Raw genomic sequence first — 18,628 nt, forward strand, 5'->3', positions numbered from 1 at the left:
TCTCCGTTCGGGCAGCCCGTCGGGCGGTTCAGCGGGTCCCGTTGGCCGCGTACTTGGCCACCGAGGCGACGTTCTGCTTGGTGACGAACGCCGGTCCGGTGAGCACCGGTTCCTCACCGCCGCCGCTGACGTTGCCGTTGGTCTCGTAGAGCCAGAACGCGTCCACGGCGAGGTATCCCTGCAGATAGGGCTGCTGGTCCACGGCGAACTGCACGTCCCCGCTCTGCACGGACTTGACGATGTCGTTGTTCAGGTCGAAGGTCGCGATCCTGGCCTTGCTGCCGGCCTCCTTCACCGACTTAACGGCCGCGAGGGCGAACTGGGCGCCGTTCATCACGACCTCGTCGATGGTCGGGTCCTGGCGCAGCGCGGCGGCGACGGACTCGATCAGGGCGTCCTCGTCGGTGCCGTCCACGTAGACCAGATCGGTACGGCCGCCGAAGGTCTTCTTCACACCGGCGCAGCGGGCCTCCACGGCCACGTTGCCGCGCTCGTGGATGACGCACAGGGCGTGCTTGGCGCGCAGCGAGTCCAGCTTGTCGCCGACGGCCCGGCCCGCGACGCTCTCGTCCTGGCCGAAGTACTGCAGCAGACCGCCCGGCTTCCAGGCGTCGATACCGGAGTTGAGTCCGACCACCGGGATACCCGCCGCCCTGGCCGCGGCGACCGCGCCCTTCATCGCCTCGGGCTTGGCGAGCGTCACCGCGATGCCGTCGACCTTGTCGGCGACCGCCTCGCGCACCAGTTTCGCCTGTCCGGCGGCGTCCGGGTCGCTCTGGTACGCCAGATCGATGCCGTCCTTGGCGGCGGCGGCCTCGGCGCCCTTGCGCACCCGCTCCCAGAACGCGTCGTCCGGGGCGCTGTGGGTGATCAGGGCGACCTTGATGCCGGAGGCGCCCGCCTTGCCCGCCGTGGTGGCGTCCGAGTCCGCCCCGTCCGAACCGGTGCAGCCGGACGCGAGCAGGGAGACGGCGGCGCAGGCGGCGAGGGCAGCGGTGCCGCGCGCGGATCTGGTGAGCAGGGGGCGGGAGGGGGTGTGGGTCATGGGGGAACAGCACCTCGCTGTGCGGCCGACAAGCGGATGGGGGCGTCAAGTCGCTGTGACGGGCGGCGGGACGAGGGTGCCGACTGTCCGACTTTTGCTGGCCGGAGCCAACCGTGTGTGGCGCCCGGTCGTCAAGTGAGCGTCCGCATGGCCGGAGTTGTGTGCTTTTGATTTGAGGTAGGGATGAGGCTGCCGAGCGCGTCCCCGAAGGGGCGCGGGGAACCGCGCGCTCAACCCCGACCGGCCCGCAGACGTCGTGGAAGAGTCGGCGGGCCGGTTTGATACTCGCTCACGGCGGCGGCGTCACCCCTTGCGGGCGATCGCCCCGTACATCGCGATGTCCTCGTCCCGGACACCCTCCTCGCCGGTCCCGTCCGGGTGCCACTTGTGCACCTGGACGATGCCGGGCTCGACCAGGTCGAGGCCCTCGAAGAACTCCTCCGCCTCGCCCATCGTGCGCAGCCGCATCGGCATACCGCGCGCCGCGTACTCACGGGCGACCCGCCCGACCTCCTGCGGCGCGAACTCGGCCGTGCCGATGGTCATCGCCAGATAGCTGCCCGAGGGCAGCGAGTCCAGCAGGCGGCGGACGATACCGACCGCGTCGTCCTCGTCGAGCACGAAGTGGACGATCGCGATGACGGTCAGCGCGACCGGCTTGTCCAGGTCCAGGGTCTCCAGGAACTCCGCGGAGCCGAGCACGGCCTCCGGGTGCTGGAAGTCGGCCTCGATGTACGCCGTCCGGCCCTCGGGCGTGCTGGCGAGCAGCCCCTGGGACAGGGTGAGGACGATGGGGTCGTTGTCCACGTAGACCACCCGGGACTCGGGGGCCACCGACTGGGCGATCTCGTGGAGGTTCGGGGAGGTGGGGATACCCGTCCCGATGTCCAGGAACTGGCGTATCCCCGCGTTCTCGGCGAGCCAGCGCACCGCGCGGTTCATCCAGTCGCGGTTGGCCCGCATGTGCACGGGCATGGCGGGCCACTCCCGCACCATGGCGTCACCCGCCTCCTTGTCGGCGGGGTAGTAGTCCTTGCCTCCGAGGATGTAGTCGTAGATGCGAGCCGAGTGCGCGCTCTCGGTGTCGATCCGGTCGGCAGGCCATCCGTCGTTGTCGGGCAACGCCGATCTCCCATCATGTCGTCGGTTCACGGTGAACGCTCAAGCACCAGCAGGAGTTTCGAAACAGCGGTCAAGCTCTCGGAGCCGAGAGTCGGAGCAGAGAGCCAGAGCAGGGAGTCAGAGCAGGAAGTCGGCGCGGCCGGCCTTCACGCCCGCCAGGAAACTCGTCATCTCACGCGGGGTGAAGACCAGCGCGGGACCGTCGGGGTCGGTGGACTGGCGCAGCGCGACCCGGCCGTCGCCGAGCTTCTTCGCCTCGACACAGGCGCCGCCCGCGTCGTCGCTCCACGGCTTGTACCAGCCGCGGTTGCCGAGTTCGCGGGACGGGACGCCGTTGCGTATGTGGTGGTGCACGTCAGAGCTCCTTGCGGATCGCACCGAGGAGGGCCTCGGTCTTTCTGGCGGGCGCCGACTGGGCGCCCAGCCGGTCCAGGGCCTCGCGGTAGACCACGACGTCGTCGTCCTTGTCCAGGTACACAGCGCCCACCAGGCCGCTGAGATAGACGATGTCGGGCAGCTCGCGCGCCCGGAACCGGAAGAGGTGGAACGCGCCGGCCCGCATCGCCGGATGCGGACCGTTCGCGAACGGCATGATCTGCAACGTCACATGGGGCAGTGAGTTGACCTCGATCAGATGGTCGATCTGGGCACGCATCACCTCGGGACCGCCGACCGGCCACCGCAGCACCGTCTCGTCCATCACGATCCACACACGCGGCGGCGAGGGCTTGGAGAGCAGTTCCTGGCGCCGCATGCGCAGGGCCACGCGGCGGTCCGTCGCCTCCACCGAGGCGTGCGGGTTGCCGGCGCTCAGCAGGGCGCGCGCGTACTCCTCGGTCTGCAGCAGCCCGTGCACGAACTGCGCCTCGTAGGCGCGGATCTGCAGCGCCGCCTGCTCCAGGCTCAGATACGCGGAGAACCAGTCGGGCAGTACATCGCGGTACGTGTGCCACCAGCCGCGCTTGTTCGCCTCACGGACCGACTTGAGGAAGGTGTCGATCTCCTGCTGGTCGGTCACGCCGTAGATCTGGAGCAGCTTCTCCGCGTCGGGCAGCCTCAGCCGGGCCACCTTGGCGGCCTCCATGCGGCGGATGGTGGAGTGGCTGACCCCGAGCGCGGCACCCGCCTGCTCGAACGTCAGTCCGGCGCGGGTGCGCAGTTCCTCCAGCTGTCTGCCGAGGATCATGCGCAGGACGGAGGGCGCGCCACCCCAGTCGGTCTCAGCGGTCACGCCTTACCCCCTCACAGCGGGCTTCGAGGTCGCAGTCTGTCACGATCACCCGTTCGACAGAGGAAGCATGCACCGGTGGAATTGCAATTTTCAACTTGCCGGTTGCGAGCTGATGTTGGCAGGTGTCACAGTAGGGCGTACCGTCACGGCCCGGTGAACGACCTGACGACGCGGCCCAGTTGGGGGAGAACGGCCGGCGCACCGTCACTGTCCGCAACGGGGTGTCCGCACCCCGTGGCACAGCCGATCCGTGGGGTACCGGCACCGGTCTGACCCCCGGTGCGAAGGCAGACGAAAGGCGAACGGCGATGGCTCCGCCCTCTCTCCCCAAGCCATTGGGCCGACTGCCCGCGGACGAACGCACCGACAGGACGTCCGACCGGAACCCCGGCACGCACTCCGACGGGAACTCCGACAGGACAGGCGTGTTCGGCCTGCCCCCGACCCCCGCCTCGGTAGGCCTCGCCCGCCGGAACGTGACCGAACTGCTCCGCGCGTGGGGCACGGATGCCGAGGCATGTGACAACGCTGTCCTGGTGACCTCCGAGCTCGTCACCAACGCGCTCACCCACACGGCGAGCGAGCGGATCGTGTGCAGACTCCGCACCGACGGACAGCGGATCCATCTGGAGGTCGAGGACCAGAACCGCGGTCTGTCGATCCCCGCACAGCGCACCGCCCGCCTCGACGACCAGGGCGGACGCGGACTCATGCTGGTCGGCATGCTCAGCAGCGACTGGGGCACGCGGGACACCGCGCACGGCTCCGGACGCGTCGTCTGGGCCGTCCTGCCGGCGCGTCCGACGACGGTCCCCCCGCCGTCCCCCCTGCCGTCGGACCCACGGACACACGCGTCCTCCGGGCTCGTGTCCACCCCGCACCTCACCCGGCCCGCCCCCCACTCGGCCGAAGGATCCCTGCCTCATGGAACTGCAGCACGCCCCTGAACCGTGGTCGCGTACGACCGTGACGTCCCCGTCCGAGCGCCCGATCCGCCTGGTCATACCCGCGCAGTTGCGCACCGGCCTGGGGTGTGACGTGGTGGGCACGTCCAGGGAGCACGGCGAACGCATCCTGGACTGTCTGCCCCGTATCGGCTGTGTCTTCGCCGACGACTCCGACGGCGGCTCCGCGGACGGCGGGCGCTGGTGGTGGGTCGTCCCCGCCGGCTCCCACATCGGCGTCAGCTGGCCGCCCTCCGTCACCTACACGGTCGGTGCCCACCGGGCCGACCCGTCGTGGACCCGCGCGCGCCGCGGACGCTTCTCCCCGAAACCCCGGCTGATCCACAGCCCCGCGGGCGACTCGCCCTACACCCCGCCGATCCCCCTGTACTTCCTCGCGTGCCGCCTGGCCGGCCGCGTCCCGAGCTGGTCCCTCGCCGCGGGGGCCTGAACCACGGACCCCGCTCTCCCCGGCGTGAACGGGCCCGCCCCCTCCGACGTAGACGTAGATGTAGATGTATGCGTATGCGTATGCGTACGCGACGAGGCGAGGCGAACGCCGTACGCGTCGCGCCGTGACGAGAAATGATGGGACGCGACGCTCGGCGAGACGACGGGCGCGGGGAGGACGGCGGGCGGGCGTGCCGGGTGACCAGGTGACGCGGGGCGCAGACCGGGCCGTCGGCCTCGGCGCGGGTTCCGCGGCAGCCGCGGTCCGGGCCGTGACGTTCGCTCTCGTCGGCAGTGTGCTCGCGGCCGTCGGCCATCACGCGGTCGACGGCGGGCAGGTGCCGTGGCGGTTCGCGGCCGCCCTGGCCGTCGCGCAGTTCGCCGCCGTACGTCCCCTCGCCCGCCGCCGCCCCGGACTGCGCACGGTCGTCGGGTGCACGCTCGCCGCCCAGGGCGCGATGCACCTCGCGCTGGGCGAGGTCGCGGGCGTGACCCGTACGGGTACGGGCCACACCGGTACGGCTCACCTCGGCGGCGCGGGGCACACCGCGCACGCCGGTCACTTCGCGATGGCGACGGGTGACGGCGGACCCGCCTGGCAGCACGCCGCCGGGGCGATGACGGCCGTCCATGTCTGCGCCGCCCTCCTGGTCGCCTGGCTGCTCCACCGGGCCGACGCGGCGGTCACGGCGGTGCTGCTCACCGGCCGTACGCTGCGCGCGCTCGCGGCGGCGGTACTGTCCCGGCTCCTGCCGGGCGGTGGGCCCACCGCCGCCCACGAGCCGCCGCCCGTACCGCTCACCGGTCCCTGCGACGGCCCGACGGGGACACGCACGACCACACTGGAACACACGCTGGTGCGCAGAGGACCCCCGGGACGTACGCCCGTCCCGCGCGTCCCCTTCACCCGGGTGAGGCCCCTGAGCCCCGCCCGGTTCTTCCACCAGCGAGGAGTCCCCCTGTGTCCCTGTCCGCGAAGTCCACGCCCCCGTCCGCGAAGTCCACGTCCACGCCCACGAAGTTCCCGTCCGCGAACCTTCGCCGTGCCGGGCTGACCGGTGCCGCCGCGCTGACGTCCGTCCTCGCGCTCGCGGGACCCGCCGCCGCGCACGCGGAGGTCGAGGCCGACAAGGCGCAGGCCCTCGCCGAGAACGTCACCCTCACCTTCGTCTCCGAGGCGGAGTCAGCCTCGGGGGGCTTCCGCGAGGTGCGGGTCGTCCTGCCCGAGGGGATCGCACCGGCCGACGTGTCCCTCGGCAAGGCGCCCAAGGGCTGGCGCCTCAAAGTCACCGACGACGGTTACGTGGTCGGCGGTCCGGCGCTCAAGACCGGTGTCGACGCCGAGTACCAGGTGCGGGTCCGCCAGCTCCCGGACGCCGACGAGGTGGCGTTCAAGACCGTGGAGACCTACAGCGACGGTGAGATCTCCCGCTGGATCGAGCTGCCGAAGGACGGGCAGGAGGCGGAGCAGCCCGCCCCGCTCCTGAAGCTGAAGGCCGCGGCACCGGGCGCGACCCCCGTCGCCCCCAGCCCGAGCGCGAGTCCGACACCCAGTCCGACGCCGTCGGCCGCCGCGTCGACCACCACCGCGACCGCCGACGCGAGCACGGCCGCCGAGGCCGGGGAGAAGAAGGACGACGACGGCTCCTCCACGGGGCTGCTCGTCGGCGGCGCGATCGCCGCGGTACTCGTCCTCGGCGGCGGGGCGTGGTGGCTGACGAAGCGCCGCGCCTCCGCCACCGGCGGCTGACCCTCACCCGGCCCGTGGGACGCGCAACGCCCCACGGGCCGGGTGCTGGGCGGGCTTACGGACCGGCTCCCGGGTGGAGGCGGCGCGGCGTCAGGGGCGCGGCCAAGGGCGCTCGTCCAGGTTCTCGATGTCCGTGTTGAACCGCTTGAGGTACGCGGCGAAGGCGGCGACCTCCTCCGGTTCCCACCCTGCCATCACCCGTTCAAGCCCCTGGACGCTCTCCCGGCGGTGGGAGTCGAGCCGGCGCTCGCCCTCCGCGGTGATACGGAACTTGCGGGCGATGCCGCCGTCGGGGTCCGCGATGCGTTCGACGAGGTTGCCGCGCAGCATGGCCGCGGTCTGCCGGTTGAGCGTGGAGGCGTCCAGGCCGAAGGCGTCGCTGAGCTGCCCGATGGACATCGGGCCCTCCATCCGGATGCGGCTGAGCACGATGTACGCGCTGCGTTCGAGGCGACCGCCGGCCCGGGGCGAGTTCAGATAGAGGTGCCGCCCGAGCAGCATCGTCTCGAACTCGATCAAGTGTGTGGGCTTGTCCATGTCGGTCGCCGGTCCTTCCCCGGAGCTGGCTCTTGCCCCCACCTTGCGTCCGGTCCCGCGGTCAGGGGCATCAGACATGACATCAAATATGCATCCGACACGTATTGTGCATGATGCATATTCGGCGCGGCGTGGCGCGGTGCGGCCGTCGCGGACGGACGGGCGGTCGCGCTCGACGCGACGCGCCGGACGGGCGAGGCGGACTAGGCGGACGAGGTGGACGAGTGGGCGAGGTGGACCCGGTGCGCGGAGCGGACGGTGCCGTCGGCGAGTACGTGACCGGCGCCGACGTGTCCGTCTCCGTGCCCGCGCGCGGGGCGGGGCAGCACCTGCTGGTCGTGGTCCACGATCCGGCGGTCGCCGACCTGCTGACGACCACGCTGGAGCTGGCGGACTACCGGGTGACCGTCGCGCGCACCGGCGCCCGGGGAATGCTGCGTCTGGCGGAGCGGCGCTTCGACCTGGTCCTCTTCGATGTGACGGTCCCGGACGTCGAGAGCCTGGGGGAGGGCCGCCGCTTCCGCCCGGCCGACCGGCCGCCGGTCCTCTTCCTCGCCCCGTACGAGACGTTGGGGGCGCTGGTGCCCGAACTGGGCCTGGGGCAGGCGGACTACGTCACCATGCCGTTCAGGGTCTCCGAAGTCCTCGCCAGGGTCCATGTGTTACTCCGCGGCCGTGAACCGGTGCACCAGGGGCCGTGCTACGGCGATCTCGTGCTCGACGACGCCACCTGCCAGGCCTGGCGCGGCCGGCGGGCGCTCGACCTCACCCCCGCCGAGTACCGGCTGCTGCGTCATCTGCTGGCCAACGCGGAACGCGTGCTGTCGAAGGAACAGATCTGCTTCCATGTCTGGGGAGAGACCCGGGCGGGCAACGCGATCGAGAAACTCGTCTCGCGTCTGCGCCAGAAGGTGGATCAGGAGCAGCCCTCGCTGATCCATACGCGCCGGGGCTTCGGCTACCGCCTCGGCCGCTGAGCCCCACTCCTCACCGTGGCGAGAGGTGTGATCCGGGTCACGTCAGCTTCCTGTCAGGTAACCGGCCGTGCGCGGTCAGTCCGCTCCGGTTGCATGTGATCACAGAGGTCGCCGTCCCCACACCCGAAGGACAGGTATGCCCCCCACGCCCCATGCCTCGTCGTCCGACACACCCGATTTCCCTCCCTATCCCCATCTCGGTGCCGGTTCCCGTCCGGACGGGCTCGGGTTCGACCCGGACGCCCTCCGTGCGCGCTACCGCGCCGAGCGCGAGCGCCGTATCCGGCCCGAGGGGAACGCGCAGTACCGGCGCGTCGACGGGGAGTTCGGCTACTACGCCGACGATCCGTACGTGGAGAGCGCGGAGTTCACGCGCGAGCCGCTGCACGACCGCGTCGAAGTGGTCGTCATCGGCGGCGGGTTCGGCGGTCTGCTGGCCGGCGCGCGGCTGCGCCAGGCGGGCGTCGAGTCGATCCGTGTCATCGAGAAGGCCGGCGGCTTCGGCGGCACCTGGTACTGGAACCGCTATCCGGGCATCCACTGCGACATCGAGTCGTACGTCTACATGCCGCTGCTCGAAGAGATCGGCTACGTCCCCCGGTGGAAGTACGCCCCCGGCGAGGAGATCCGGCAGCACGCGCGGGCGATCGCCCGTCACTTCGACCTGTACGACGGAGCCTGCTTCCGCACCCTGGCCACCGAACTGCGGTGGGACGAGGGCGAGTCGGAGTGGGTGGTCTCCACCGACCGCGGCGACCGCGTACGGGCCCGCTATGTGGTGATCTCCAGCGGCACGCTCAGCCAGGCGAAACTCCCCGGCATCCCGGGCATCGAGACCTTCAAGGGCCACACGTTCCACACGAGCCGCTGGGACTACGCGTACACCGGCGGCGACGCGACGGGGAACCTCGCGAAGCTCGCCGACAAGCGGGTGGCACTGATCGGCACCGGCGCGACCGCCATCCAGGTCGTACCCCATCTGGGCCGCGACGCACAGCGGTTGTACGTCTTCCAGCGCACGCCGTCCTCCGTCGACGTACGCGGTCAGCGGCCCACGGATCCGCAGTGGGCGGCCTCCCTCGAACCGGGCTGGCAGCGCCGCCGCAGGGACAACTTCCTGCGGACCGTCACCGGTTCACCCGCCGGCGGCGACCTGGTGAACGACGGCTGGACCAGCAGCGCCCGCCTGCTGCAGAACCTCATCCCGACCAACAACTACGCGGACCTTCCCCCGGAGGAACGCGAGCGCCTGAACGAACTGGCCGACTTCCAGAAGATGAACGAGATCCGGACGCGGGTGGACTCCGTCGTCGAGGACCCGGCGACGGCCGAGGCACTCAAGCCCTGGTACCGGTACATGTGCAAGCGGCCCACGTTCAGCGACCGCTACCTGGACACGTTCAACCGGCCCAATGTGACGCTGGTGGACACCGCGGACCACGGCGGTGTCGAGCGCATCACCGAGCACGCCGTCGTGGTCGGCGGTACCGAGTACGAGGTCGACTGCGTCATCTTCGCGACCGGCTTCGAGGTCGGCGTCTCGGGAATCCTCTCGGGCCGCCTCCCGGTGCACGGCCGGGACGGCGCCACCCTGCCCGGCGCCTGGCGGCAGGGCGCGAGGACCCTCCACGGTTTCTACAGCAACGGCTTCCCCAACCTCTTCCAGCTCGGCCCGCTGCAGAACGCCAGCGCCGTGAACTACGTCCACATCCTCGACGAGCAGGCCACCCATGTCGCCGAGGTGGTCGCCGCGGCACGCGCGCGCCGGGCGCGGTACGTGGAGCCGACCGTCGAGGCCGAGACCGCCTGGGTCGCCACGATCCGGGAGAAGGCCGCCGACCTGTACGCGTTCCAGGCCGAGTGCACCCCCGGCTACTACAACAACGAGGGCAGGCCCCGGCAGCGCAGCGAGTCGTACGGCGACGGGCCGGTCGCCTTCCACGAACTGCTCAGGCGCTGGCGCGCGGACGGCGGCATGGACGACGTCCTCGTCGACGGGGAAGTCGACGGGGAAGGGGACCGGCGATGAGGGCGGGCCCCAGCCGGTACGACGACACCGGCGACCAGCGGGTGACGAGCCGCCGCTGGCACACCGACCGGCTGAACCCCCCGAACCGGCTGTGGGGTTCGAACGGCGTCACCTTCGGCCCCGACGGACGGCTGTACGTGGCACAGTTCCTGGCCGGCCGGATCAGCGCGGTCGACCCCGCCTCCGGGGACGTGGACGTCGTCGTGGAGCAGGACGGCCCGGTCCAGGCACCGGACGACCTCGCGTTCGGGGCGGACGGCTCCCTGTACATCGCCGATCTGACCCCGGGCCGCGTCTGGCGGCGTACCCCCGACGGCACGTACACCCTCGTGTCGGACCAGGTGCGGGTGCCCAACGGCATCACCTGCGTGGGCGACCGGCTCTTCGTCAACGAGATGAGGATGAACGGCCGTCTGCTCGAACTCTTCCCCGACGGCGGCGAACCGGTCGTCCTCACCGGCGGACTGGCCCTCGGCAACGCGATGCAGCTCGGCCCGGACGGCTTCCTCTACTACCCCCACATGATCGGCAACCAGGTCTGGCGGATCCCGCCCGACGGGGGCGTGCCCGAACTGTTCGCCGAGCACGTCGACGACCCGGTCGCGGTCCGCTTCGACAAGGGAGGCGTCCTCGTCGTCCTCTCCCGCGGCCCGGCCGGCATCGTGACCCGGATCGACCTGGCCACCGGGGCGCGTACGGTCGTCGTCAGCGGAGTGGTCGGGCTGGACAACGCGGCCTTCGACGCGGAGAACCGTATGTACGTCTCCAGCTTCGGCAGCGGCGGCGTCACCGAGATGCACGACGACGGCCGCACCCGGGAGATCGTCCCCCGGGGCCTCAGCGGTCCGTTCGGGGTCACGGTCGACCTCCGGGGCACGGTGTACGCGGCCGACCACTACCGCCTCGCGAGCCCGGGCAACTCCGGGGAGGGCGACTCCAGCGGGGTGGTCACCCAGGAACTCCAGACCTTCGTGCACGGCATCACGGCCGACGACGGACTCCTGCACTTCGCCTCCGAGTACGGCGACATCCGCACGTACGACCCCGTACGCAGGACCACCCGCGTACGGGTGCGGGGGCTCGACGAGCCCACCGGGATCGCGGTCGCCCCCGACGGGGCGCTCGTGGTCGCCGAGACGGGCGCGGGCCGCGTCGTACGCATCGACGGCACGGACGCGACGAACGTACTGGCCGAAGGGCTACGGCATCCCGTGGACGTCGCCTTCGACGCCGAGGGCCGCTGTTTCGTCAGCGACGACCGGCTCGGGGCGGTGCTGCGGATCGACGACGGCGAGGCGGTGACCGTGGCCGAGGGACTGGGCGCGCCGCAGGGCCTCACCGTGCGCGGCGACGAGTTGTTCACGGTGGACACGCGGGACCGGTGCCTGCGGGCGGTCTCGCTCAGCACGGGGGAGAGCCGGATCGACGCCGAGAACCTTCCGGTCGGTCTGCCGCCGGGCATCACCCGCGCCGACCCCGCGCTGTTCGCCGAGGGCATGCCGGGCTCGCCCCGCGCGTTCGCCGGTCTCGCCGTGGCCCCGGACGGCACCCTCCTCGTCGCGGCGAACGGCGAGGGCAGCGTGCTGCGGCTGACCGCCGCCGGCGGCCAGAGGGCCGAGCGGACGTCGTAGAGCCCGCCGGGCCCGCCCGGCGAGGTCGGAGGAAGCACTGTCAGTGGCATCGGCGATACTTCATCGAAGCCTTCACCACCCCGCGTGAGACGTCGGTCGAGTGCGGACCGGGGAAGAGGGAGCCGACCGTTCCAGGGGGAGTACCGTGCCGCAGTCCCAGCCGCCCGGCCCGGCAGCCACACCGTCGTGGCGGCTGCTCCTCGCCTATGTACGCCCGTACCGCTGGACGCTGCTGCTCGGCGCCGTGCTGTCGTTGCTCACCGGGGCCGCCGGGCTCGCGCTGCCGCTGGTGGCCAGGACGCTGATCGACGACCTGGGGCACGACCGGGCCATCACCGGCGCGCTGCTGGCCATGTCGGCGCTCGTCGTCGCCAACGCCGCGATCGGCGCGCTGGGTTCGTACGTGCTGCGGTACACCGCCGAGTCCGTCGTGCTCGGCGCGCGGCGGGGGCTCGTCTCGCATCTGCTGCGGCTGCGGATATCCGCCGTCGACAAGAGCGAGCCCGGGGACCTGATGGCCCGGATCACCTCGGACACCACCCTGCTGCGGGAGGTCACCACCGACTCGCTGGTGGGGCTCGGCACGGGCGGCCTCACCCTGCTCGCCACGCTGGTGATGATGGGGTTCGTCGACCCGGTGCTGACGGCCGTCACCCTGGGTGTGGTCCTGGGCGCGGGCACCGTGATCGGCGTGATCGTGCCGCGCATCAACCGGGCCAGCAGGCGGGCCCAGGACGCGGTCGGGGCGATGGGCGCCTCACTGGAGCGGACCCTGGGCGCGCTGCGGACCATCAAGGCCTCCGGCGCCGAGCACCGCGAGGAGCGGATCGTGCACGCGGCGGCCGAGGAGTCCTGGCGGCAGAGCGTCCGGGCCGCCAAGTGGTCGGCGCTGGCGGGGAACACGGCCGGACTCTCGATGCAGATCGCGTTCATCACCGTCCTCGCCGTGGGCGGAGCGCGGGTCGCGACCGGCGCCGTCGACATCGGCACACTCGTCGCCTTCCTGCTGTACGTCTTCTACTTGATGTCGCCGATCCAGCAGGTCGTCGGAGCGGTCGCCCAGTACCAGACCGGCTCGGCCGCCCTGGCCCGTATCGAGGAGGCGCGCCGGCTGCCCGCCGAACCGACCGGCGAGCCCGCGCCCCTGCCCGGCCCCGGCGCCGAACCGGCCTCCATAGCCTTCGACGACGTCCGCTTCCGGTACGCCGAGGACCTGCCGTACGTGCACCACGGCGTGACCTTCGCCGTACCCCCGCGCGGCATGACCGCCTTCGTGGGACCTTCGGGCGCGGGCAAGACCACCGTGTTCTCGCTCATCGAGCGGTTCTACGACCCCGACCGGGGGACCATCGCGCTGGACGGCCGCGACCTCACCGACTGGGACGTCTCCGGGCTCCGGTCGGCCATCGGCTATGTCGAACAGGACGCGCCCGTCCTCTCCGGCAGCCTCCGCGACAACCTCCTGCTCGGCAACCCCGACGCCGACGACGACGAACTGCTCCGCGCGCTCAGGACCACCCGGCTCGACACCCTCGTCGAGAAGCTGCCGAAGGGCGTGGACACGCTCGTCGGCCACCGCGGCACCAAGCTCTCCGGCGGCGAGCGCCAGCGCGTCGCCATCGCCCGCGCCCTGCTGCGACGGCCCCGGCTGCTGCTCCTCGACGAGGCCACCAGCCAGCTCGACGCCGTCAACGAGGCCGCGCTGCGCGACACGGTCGCCGATGTCGCCCGTACGACCACGGTCCTGGTGGTCGCCCACCGGCTGTCCACCGTCACCATGGCCGATCGCATCGTCGTCATGGACGCCGGGCGGGTACGGGCCGTGGGCACCCACCGCGAACTCGTCGAGGGCGACCCGCTGTACGCCGAACTCGCCGCGACCCAGTTCCTCGCGGCCGACGACGACGCCCGCGCTCCGGAGAGCGTCTGAGGGCCACCGCGACTCCCGGGCTCCGTCCGGCGTTCGGCACCGGGCCGGGATCCACCTAGGCCACCGTGAGCACGATCTTGCCGCGGATGTGTCCTCGGGCGGCGCGTTCGTGTGCGGCCCGGGCGTCCGCGAGGGCGAACGTGCTGTCGATCGCGACGCGCACCGTGCCCGCGTCGAGGAGCCTGCCCAGTTCGGCGAGCTGTGCGCTGTCCGAGCGGACCTGAGCGGTCGAGACCGTGACGCCCAGCTTCGCGATCTCCTCGTCGTCGAACTCGCCGAGGAACACCGGGAAGAGAGCCCCACCGCGCTTGAGGGTGCGCAGGAAACGGCTGCTGTGGGGACCGCCGACGGTGTCGAGCACGAGGTCGGCGTCGTGGACGAGTTCCTCGGGACGACTCCTCGTGTAGTCGATGAACCGATCGGCGCCGAGCCCGCTCAGGAACGACTCGTGGCCGCCCGACGCCACCGCGACGACCTGCGCCCCCTTCCATTTCGCCAGCTGCACCGCGAGGTGCCCGACACCGCCCGCGGCGCCGTTGACGAGCACGGTCGTGCCGACGCCGAGTGCCGTCGGACGATGCCGGGCCTCCTGGAAGGGCGACGGATGATCGTGACCGACCTCGATCAGGAACTGCCATGCCGTCAGCCCGGCCATGGGCGCCCCGGCGGCGTGCACATGGTCGACGCCGGCCGGTTTGCGCGCGAGGTCCGACGCACGGGCGGCCACGTACTCGGCGTACGCGCTGCCGTCGAAGCCGGGGAACCGCAGCAGCCCGAACACCTCGTCCCCCACGGCGAGGCCGTCGACGTCCGGGGCGACGGCTTCGACGACGCCCGAGACGTCCGTTCCCGGGATCACCGGCAGGCTGATCGTCGAGTCCGGCTCCCCGGGCACGCTGGTCAGTCCGCCGCGCAGATACCAGTCCGGCGGATTGACGCCGACCGCGTGCACGCGGACGAGCACCTCGCCCGGCCCCGGCTCGGGAACCGGCACCTCGTCGTAGCGCAGCACCTCGGGGCCGCCGTGCTCATGCAGTCGGATCGCCCTCATCGTCTCCGTAGGCATCGTTTTCTCCTGTCCGCACCGCGGGATAGACTTATCCGGACCAGCGATCCACATAACTGGACCACTGATCCGAATATATGGACCACTGATCCGGATAGTCAAGGGGGACAGGTGCGGGCCGACGCCAGGAAGAACCGCGACCATGTGCTCGCCGTGGCGGGCGCCGCCATCGCCGAGCACGGCGTCGACGTATCGCTGCGCGACATCGCGCGCAGGGCCGACGTCGGGCTCGCGACGCTGCTCCGGCACTTCCCGACCCGCGAGGCGCTGCTCGAAGCCCTGCTCCACACCAGCTTCGACGAGCTGACCGCGAAGGCGGACGCCCTCGAAACGTCGGGCTCGCCCGAGGACGCCCTCGTGTCGTGGCTGCGCGACTGCGTCGGGTGGACCACCGAGTACCGGGGTGTGACCGTGCTGATGACGGCCGCCATCGAGGACACCGAGTCCGCGCTCCACGCCTCGTGCGTCACCCTGCGCGCGGCCGGCGCGCGGCTCCTCACCCGCGCCCAGGCCGTGGGCGCGGCGCGCGGCGACATCGACGGCACCGATCTGTTCGCGCTGATCGCGGCCCTCGCCTGGCTCGGCGACCAGCCCTCGCTGGCGTCACGCGCCGATCACCTCTTCGACGTGGTCGCGAGCGCGATCCTGACCGGGGCGACGGCGAGCGGCGGCGGCGCGGAGGGCAGTCCCTAGGGGTCCGCCAGGGGTCCCGGCCATGGATCGAGGGTTTTCCCCGTATCGGGGGGCGGGCATGCCGCCTATCGTCGTACGAGCCACATCCGAACCGTGGGTAACACCGTGGACGGTCGCCGCGCACGGCCGGTGGACGGCTGACCGGGAACCGAGGATCACCGAGGACCACCCCCCACAGGGTGGGGCCGAAAGGCCCCGCGGGGGCGGCCGACGCGAGCGGGTGTCGGCCGCCCCCGCCTTTCGTCGTGCGGCCCGATACTTTCGGCGGCGCCTTTTCTCCCGCTGCGGGATGGTGCAACCGACACCCCACGGGACAGGATGCCCGGATGAAGGGTGATCTGTTTTCCAACGAGTACATGGTGCAGCCGGCCGCCACCGCGGGCATGAGCGTGCAGAACGCCAAGTCGATCAGGTACGCCGTCAACGGCGAGATGCTGGCCCGGCAGGGCGCGATGATCGCCTATCGCGGCAACCTGCAGTTCGAGCGCAAGGGCCAGGGTGTCGGCGGCATGCTCAAGCGCGCGGTCACCGGCGAGGGCCTGCCGCTCATGGCGGTGCGCGGACAGGGGGAGGCGTGGTTCGCGCACGAGGCGCAGAACTGCTTCATCATCGACATCGACCCCGGTGACGTCTTCACCGTCAACGGCCGCAACATCCTGTGCTTCGACGCGACGTTGACGTACGACATCAAGACGGTGAAGGGCGCGGGCATCTCCGGCGGCGGACTGTTCAACAGCGTCTTCACCGGACAGGGCAGGCTCGGTCTGGTCTGCGAGGGCAACCCGCTGGTCATCCCGGTCTCCCCGCAGTGGCCGGTGTACGTCGACACGGACGCGGTCGTCGGCTGGACGGCCAACCTCCAGACCTCGCTGCACCGTTCGCAGTCCATCGGCTCGATGATCCGCGGCGGTTCGGGCGAGGCCGTGCAGTTGATGCTCCAGGGGGAGGGATTCGTCGTCGTACGGCCGAGCGAGGCCACACCGCAGAAGGCCCAACAGCACTGACACGGCCCGGTGATGGGCCGGTCTCCCGGGGGCTGAGCCTCCCGCGTCGGCGTCGGCGTCGGCGTCCGCGTGCGTGCGCGTGCGTGCGTGGGTCCCTGCGGCCGTCCGGCTAGGGCACCAGTCGTCCGTTCGTCCGTCGGCGCCACAGGATCGCGGCGGTGCCGGCGGCGAGCAGGGCGGCGGTGCCCGCGGCGGCGGGCAGGAGCAGGCCGGATCCGGTCGAGGCGAGCGAGCCGTCGACGGTGGTGCCGAGCGAACCACCGCTCACCGAGCCGCCGGTCGTGCCCGGTCCGCCACCCGTGTCGCCGCCGCCGGCCGTGCCGTCCGCGCCGGTCCCGTCGTCCGCGGGACCGTCGACGGGAACCGTGGTATCTGAGTCGGACGGGCCGGCGCTCGGGTCCGGGTCCGTCTCGCCGGGTGTCGGATCGGGTGACGGCGACGGGGACTCGGGGTCGGTCGGTGTCGGAGTCGGAGTCGGAGTCGGCGAGGGCGTCGGCGGGACCGGCGCTCTGAACACGGTCAGCGAGGTGTCCGAGGGACTTCCCACGAACACCGCGTCGCCGCCCGGTGTCACCGCGACGGACGAACTGCCCAACTGCCCGTTGACGCCCGGCAGTTCGGCGCCCATGTCGAGGTCCTTGAGCGTTGCCGTGTCGTACACCGCGAGCCGCCCCACGCCGTCCCCCTCTTCCGGCGGGTTGCCCCAGTCCTGCCACACCGCGAACGCCCGGTCGGAGCGCGGGTCCACGGCGACATCGGCGATGGTGTCGCCCGGTCGCGCGTCGAAGGAGGCGGCCAGTTTCCCGGCGGCGATGTCGTACGCCTCCAGTACGGTGCCCCGCCCCGCCCACAGCACCCCGCGGCCGGTGTCCCACTCCAGGAAGGACACCGCGGCTCCGGTGCCGAGCGCGATCTCCTTGCCGTCCGGCGCGAAGTCGGCCGAACCGACCCTGCGCAGCACTCCGTTGGTGTTGTCCGTCACCCAGATCTGCCCGGCCGCGGTGTCCACGGCGAGCGGACCGCCGGTGGCCGGCAGGGTGAGGGAGCGCTCCACGGTCACCGACGTCTCGCCGACGGCGACCTCCTCCAGTTTCGTCCCGCGTACGACCACGACCGTGCCGGCTTTCGTACCGGACCTGGCCTGCGTGATCGACGTACCGGTGAGCCAGCCGCCGCTCCCCGTCGCGGCCCCGTCCTTGGCGGCGGCGATCCCGCGCAGCCCGACGAGGTAGTGCACACCATCGCCGGAGAGCGGTCCGGCGAGCCGTTTGCCCGGCAGTTGGGCGGGCGCGCCCGTGCTCCCGGGAGAGGTCCTCACCCAGCTCAGTACGTTCCCGGCGGCCGGGTCGACGGCGTAGACGCCGGCCAGGCTGCCGTCCGGCGTACCGGCGACGGTGTCGGAGCCGACGTACAGCTTTCCCGACTCGGGGTGCAGGAGCAGGTCGAGCGGTTTGCCGACGGTCGTGAGGCGGGCGGTCCGCTCGTACCCCTCGGTCGCGGGCGGGCCGTCGGCGCCGGCGGGCGTGCCGGCCGCGACGACGGAGAGGACCACCGCCGTGAGGCCGGCCAGGGTGCCCGCCGCCCGGGGGCGGAGCACATCGCTCCGCCCCCGGGTTCTGAAGGGCGCGGTCACGAGAAGGAGACCGGGAGGTAGACGTCGTACGAGCGGTTGCTGCTGCCCGTGTGGTCGGCGCGCGTCACGATCGCGCAGTCGACGTCCGTGCCGCAGACCTTGCCGGCGGCGATGTTCGGGTTCACGTGCACGCTGACAGCGAACGAGCCGCCGGAGCCGTAGGCGGAACTGTTGGCGACCGTGCCGCCGCCGAGGTCGGACACCCAGTGCGAGGCGCCCGTCGTGCCGGACTGGTCGGCGCCGCCCAGGCAGGGGGTCGGCCGGGAGGTGTACGTCGACGGGTTCCCCGGCTCGACACCCTCGGGGATCACGCACAGGCCGACGTAGACACCCTGGAGCGTGTTGTAGCCGCTGCCGGAGACGGTGACGTTCTGCCCGGCGGCCGACAGGCTGTCGGGCGCGGTCAGTGACAGGTTGTACGTCGTACCGCTCACCGTCACGGACCGCGTCGCGGTGGCGGCCGAGGCGGAGGTGGCGAGCCCGACCGTCAGCGCGGTGGCGGTGGCTCCGACGGCGGCGATCCGGGCAGCACGGGAGAACAGGGCGGATCTCATGGGTAGTTGGCCTTTCAGAGGCGAGAACCACT

The 18,628-nt window shown here is 71.8% G+C and carries 18 protein-coding genes; 10 read left to right on the forward strand and 8 right to left on the reverse strand.

Annotated features, from left to right (window positions below; all coding sequences use genetic code 11):
• Positions 1 to 28 precede the first annotated feature (28 nt).
• From IE278_RS09155 to IE278_RS09170, 4 genes are all read right to left on the reverse strand, one after another.
• Positions 29 to 1,045, reverse strand: a complete 1,017-nt coding sequence (locus IE278_RS09155; protein WP_189770593.1) for a substrate-binding domain-containing protein — start codon at positions 1,043 to 1,045, stop codon at positions 29 to 31.
• A gap of 303 nt (positions 1,046 to 1,348) precedes the next feature.
• Positions 1,349 to 2,167, reverse strand: a complete 819-nt coding sequence (locus tag IE278_RS09160) for an SAM-dependent methyltransferase (RefSeq protein WP_189770595.1) — start codon at positions 2,165 to 2,167, stop codon at positions 1,349 to 1,351.
• A gap of 117 nt (positions 2,168 to 2,284) precedes the next feature.
• Complete coding sequence (locus IE278_RS09165; protein WP_189770597.1) at positions 2,285 to 2,521, reverse strand: DUF397 domain-containing protein; 237 nt, start codon at positions 2,519 to 2,521, stop codon at positions 2,285 to 2,287.
• Position 2,522: 1 nt separating this feature from the next.
• On the reverse strand, positions 2,523 to 3,398 hold the full coding sequence (locus tag IE278_RS09170; RefSeq protein WP_189770599.1) for a Sco1979 family transcriptional regulator: 876 nt from the start codon (positions 3,396 to 3,398) through the stop codon (positions 2,523 to 2,525).
• A 308-nt stretch (positions 3,399 to 3,706) separates the two neighbouring features.
• On the opposite strand from IE278_RS09170, the gene IE278_RS09175 reads away from it, so the two are divergent.
• From IE278_RS09175 to IE278_RS09190, 4 genes are all read left to right on the forward strand, one after another.
• Positions 3,707 to 4,345, forward strand: a complete 639-nt coding sequence (locus tag IE278_RS09175) for an ATP-binding protein (protein WP_189770600.1) — start codon at positions 3,707 to 3,709, stop codon at positions 4,343 to 4,345.
• Positions 4,323 to 4,793, forward strand: a complete 471-nt coding sequence (locus IE278_RS09180) for a hypothetical protein (RefSeq protein ID WP_189770602.1) — start codon at positions 4,323 to 4,325, stop codon at positions 4,791 to 4,793. Before IE278_RS09175 ends, IE278_RS09180 begins: the two co-directional genes overlap by 23 nt.
• A gap of 190 nt (positions 4,794 to 4,983) precedes the next feature.
• On the forward strand, positions 4,984 to 5,847 hold the full coding sequence (locus tag IE278_RS09185) for a hypothetical protein (protein WP_189770603.1): 864 nt from the start codon (positions 4,984 to 4,986) through the stop codon (positions 5,845 to 5,847).
• The gene (locus IE278_RS09190) at positions 5,844 to 6,542 is read left to right on the forward strand and encodes a DUF1775 domain-containing protein (protein WP_189770988.1); all 699 of its coding nucleotides are present in this window, start codon (positions 5,844 to 5,846) and stop codon (positions 6,540 to 6,542) included. Before IE278_RS09185 ends, IE278_RS09190 begins: the two co-directional genes overlap by 4 nt.
• Positions 6,543 to 6,632: 90 nt before the next feature.
• Here IE278_RS09190 and IE278_RS09195 read toward each other — a convergent pair whose 3' ends face one another.
• Positions 6,633 to 7,079 (reverse strand): MarR family winged helix-turn-helix transcriptional regulator, encoded by a 447-nt coding sequence (locus tag IE278_RS09195; protein WP_189770604.1) that lies wholly within the window; start codon positions 7,077 to 7,079, stop codon positions 6,633 to 6,635.
• A 275-nt stretch (positions 7,080 to 7,354) separates the two neighbouring features.
• Between IE278_RS09195 and IE278_RS09200 the strand changes: the two genes are divergently transcribed.
• From IE278_RS09200 to IE278_RS09215, 4 genes are all read left to right on the forward strand, one after another.
• On the forward strand, positions 7,355 to 8,056 hold the full coding sequence (locus IE278_RS09200; protein WP_246570230.1) for a response regulator transcription factor: 702 nt from the start codon (positions 7,355 to 7,357) through the stop codon (positions 8,054 to 8,056).
• 136 nt (positions 8,057 to 8,192) lie between these two features.
• Positions 8,193 to 10,085 carry a flavin-containing monooxygenase gene (locus IE278_RS09205; RefSeq protein ID WP_189770605.1) on the forward strand — a complete coding sequence of 631 codons (1,893 nt, stop codon included), beginning with the start codon at positions 8,193 to 8,195 and terminating at the stop codon, positions 10,083 to 10,085.
• Positions 10,082 to 11,716, forward strand: a complete 1,635-nt coding sequence (locus IE278_RS09210) for an SMP-30/gluconolactonase/LRE family protein (RefSeq protein ID WP_189770606.1) — start codon at positions 10,082 to 10,084, stop codon at positions 11,714 to 11,716. Before IE278_RS09205 ends, IE278_RS09210 begins: the two co-directional genes overlap by 4 nt.
• A gap of 145 nt (positions 11,717 to 11,861) precedes the next feature.
• Entirely contained in the window at positions 11,862 to 13,646 is a 1,785-nt protein-coding gene (locus tag IE278_RS09215; protein ID WP_189770607.1) for an ABC transporter ATP-binding protein, read from the forward strand.
• Positions 13,647 to 13,701: 55 nt separating this feature from the next.
• Here the strand turns inward: IE278_RS09215 and IE278_RS09220 are convergent, their stop codons facing one another.
• Complete coding sequence (locus tag IE278_RS09220) at positions 13,702 to 14,712, reverse strand: NADP-dependent oxidoreductase (protein WP_189770608.1); 1,011 nt, start codon at positions 14,710 to 14,712, stop codon at positions 13,702 to 13,704.
• A gap of 111 nt (positions 14,713 to 14,823) precedes the next feature.
• Between IE278_RS09220 and IE278_RS09225 the strand changes: the two genes are divergently transcribed.
• A complete protein-coding gene (locus IE278_RS09225) occupies positions 14,824 to 15,405 on the forward strand; it encodes a TetR/AcrR family transcriptional regulator (RefSeq protein ID WP_189770610.1) in 582 nt (193 codons plus the stop codon).
• Between the two features lie 326 nt (positions 15,406 to 15,731).
• A complete protein-coding gene (locus IE278_RS09230) occupies positions 15,732 to 16,409 on the forward strand; it encodes an AIM24 family protein (protein ID WP_189770611.1) in 678 nt (225 codons plus the stop codon).
• Between the two features lie 109 nt (positions 16,410 to 16,518).
• Here IE278_RS09230 and IE278_RS09235 read toward each other — a convergent pair whose 3' ends face one another.
• Positions 16,519 to 18,006, reverse strand: coding sequence for a hypothetical protein (locus IE278_RS09235; protein WP_189770613.1), 1,488 nt, complete (start codon positions 18,004 to 18,006; stop codon positions 16,519 to 16,521).
• Between the two features lie 32 nt (positions 18,007 to 18,038).
• Positions 18,039 to 18,596 carry a hypothetical protein gene (locus IE278_RS09240; protein ID WP_189770615.1) on the reverse strand — a complete coding sequence of 186 codons (558 nt, stop codon included), beginning with the start codon at positions 18,594 to 18,596 and terminating at the stop codon, positions 18,039 to 18,041.
• Positions 18,597 to 18,628: the final 32 nt, after the last annotated feature.

The organism is Streptomyces tauricus, assembly GCF_014650955.1.
Taxonomy (GTDB): Bacteria; Actinomycetota; Actinomycetes; order Streptomycetales; family Streptomycetaceae; genus Streptomyces; species Streptomyces tauricus.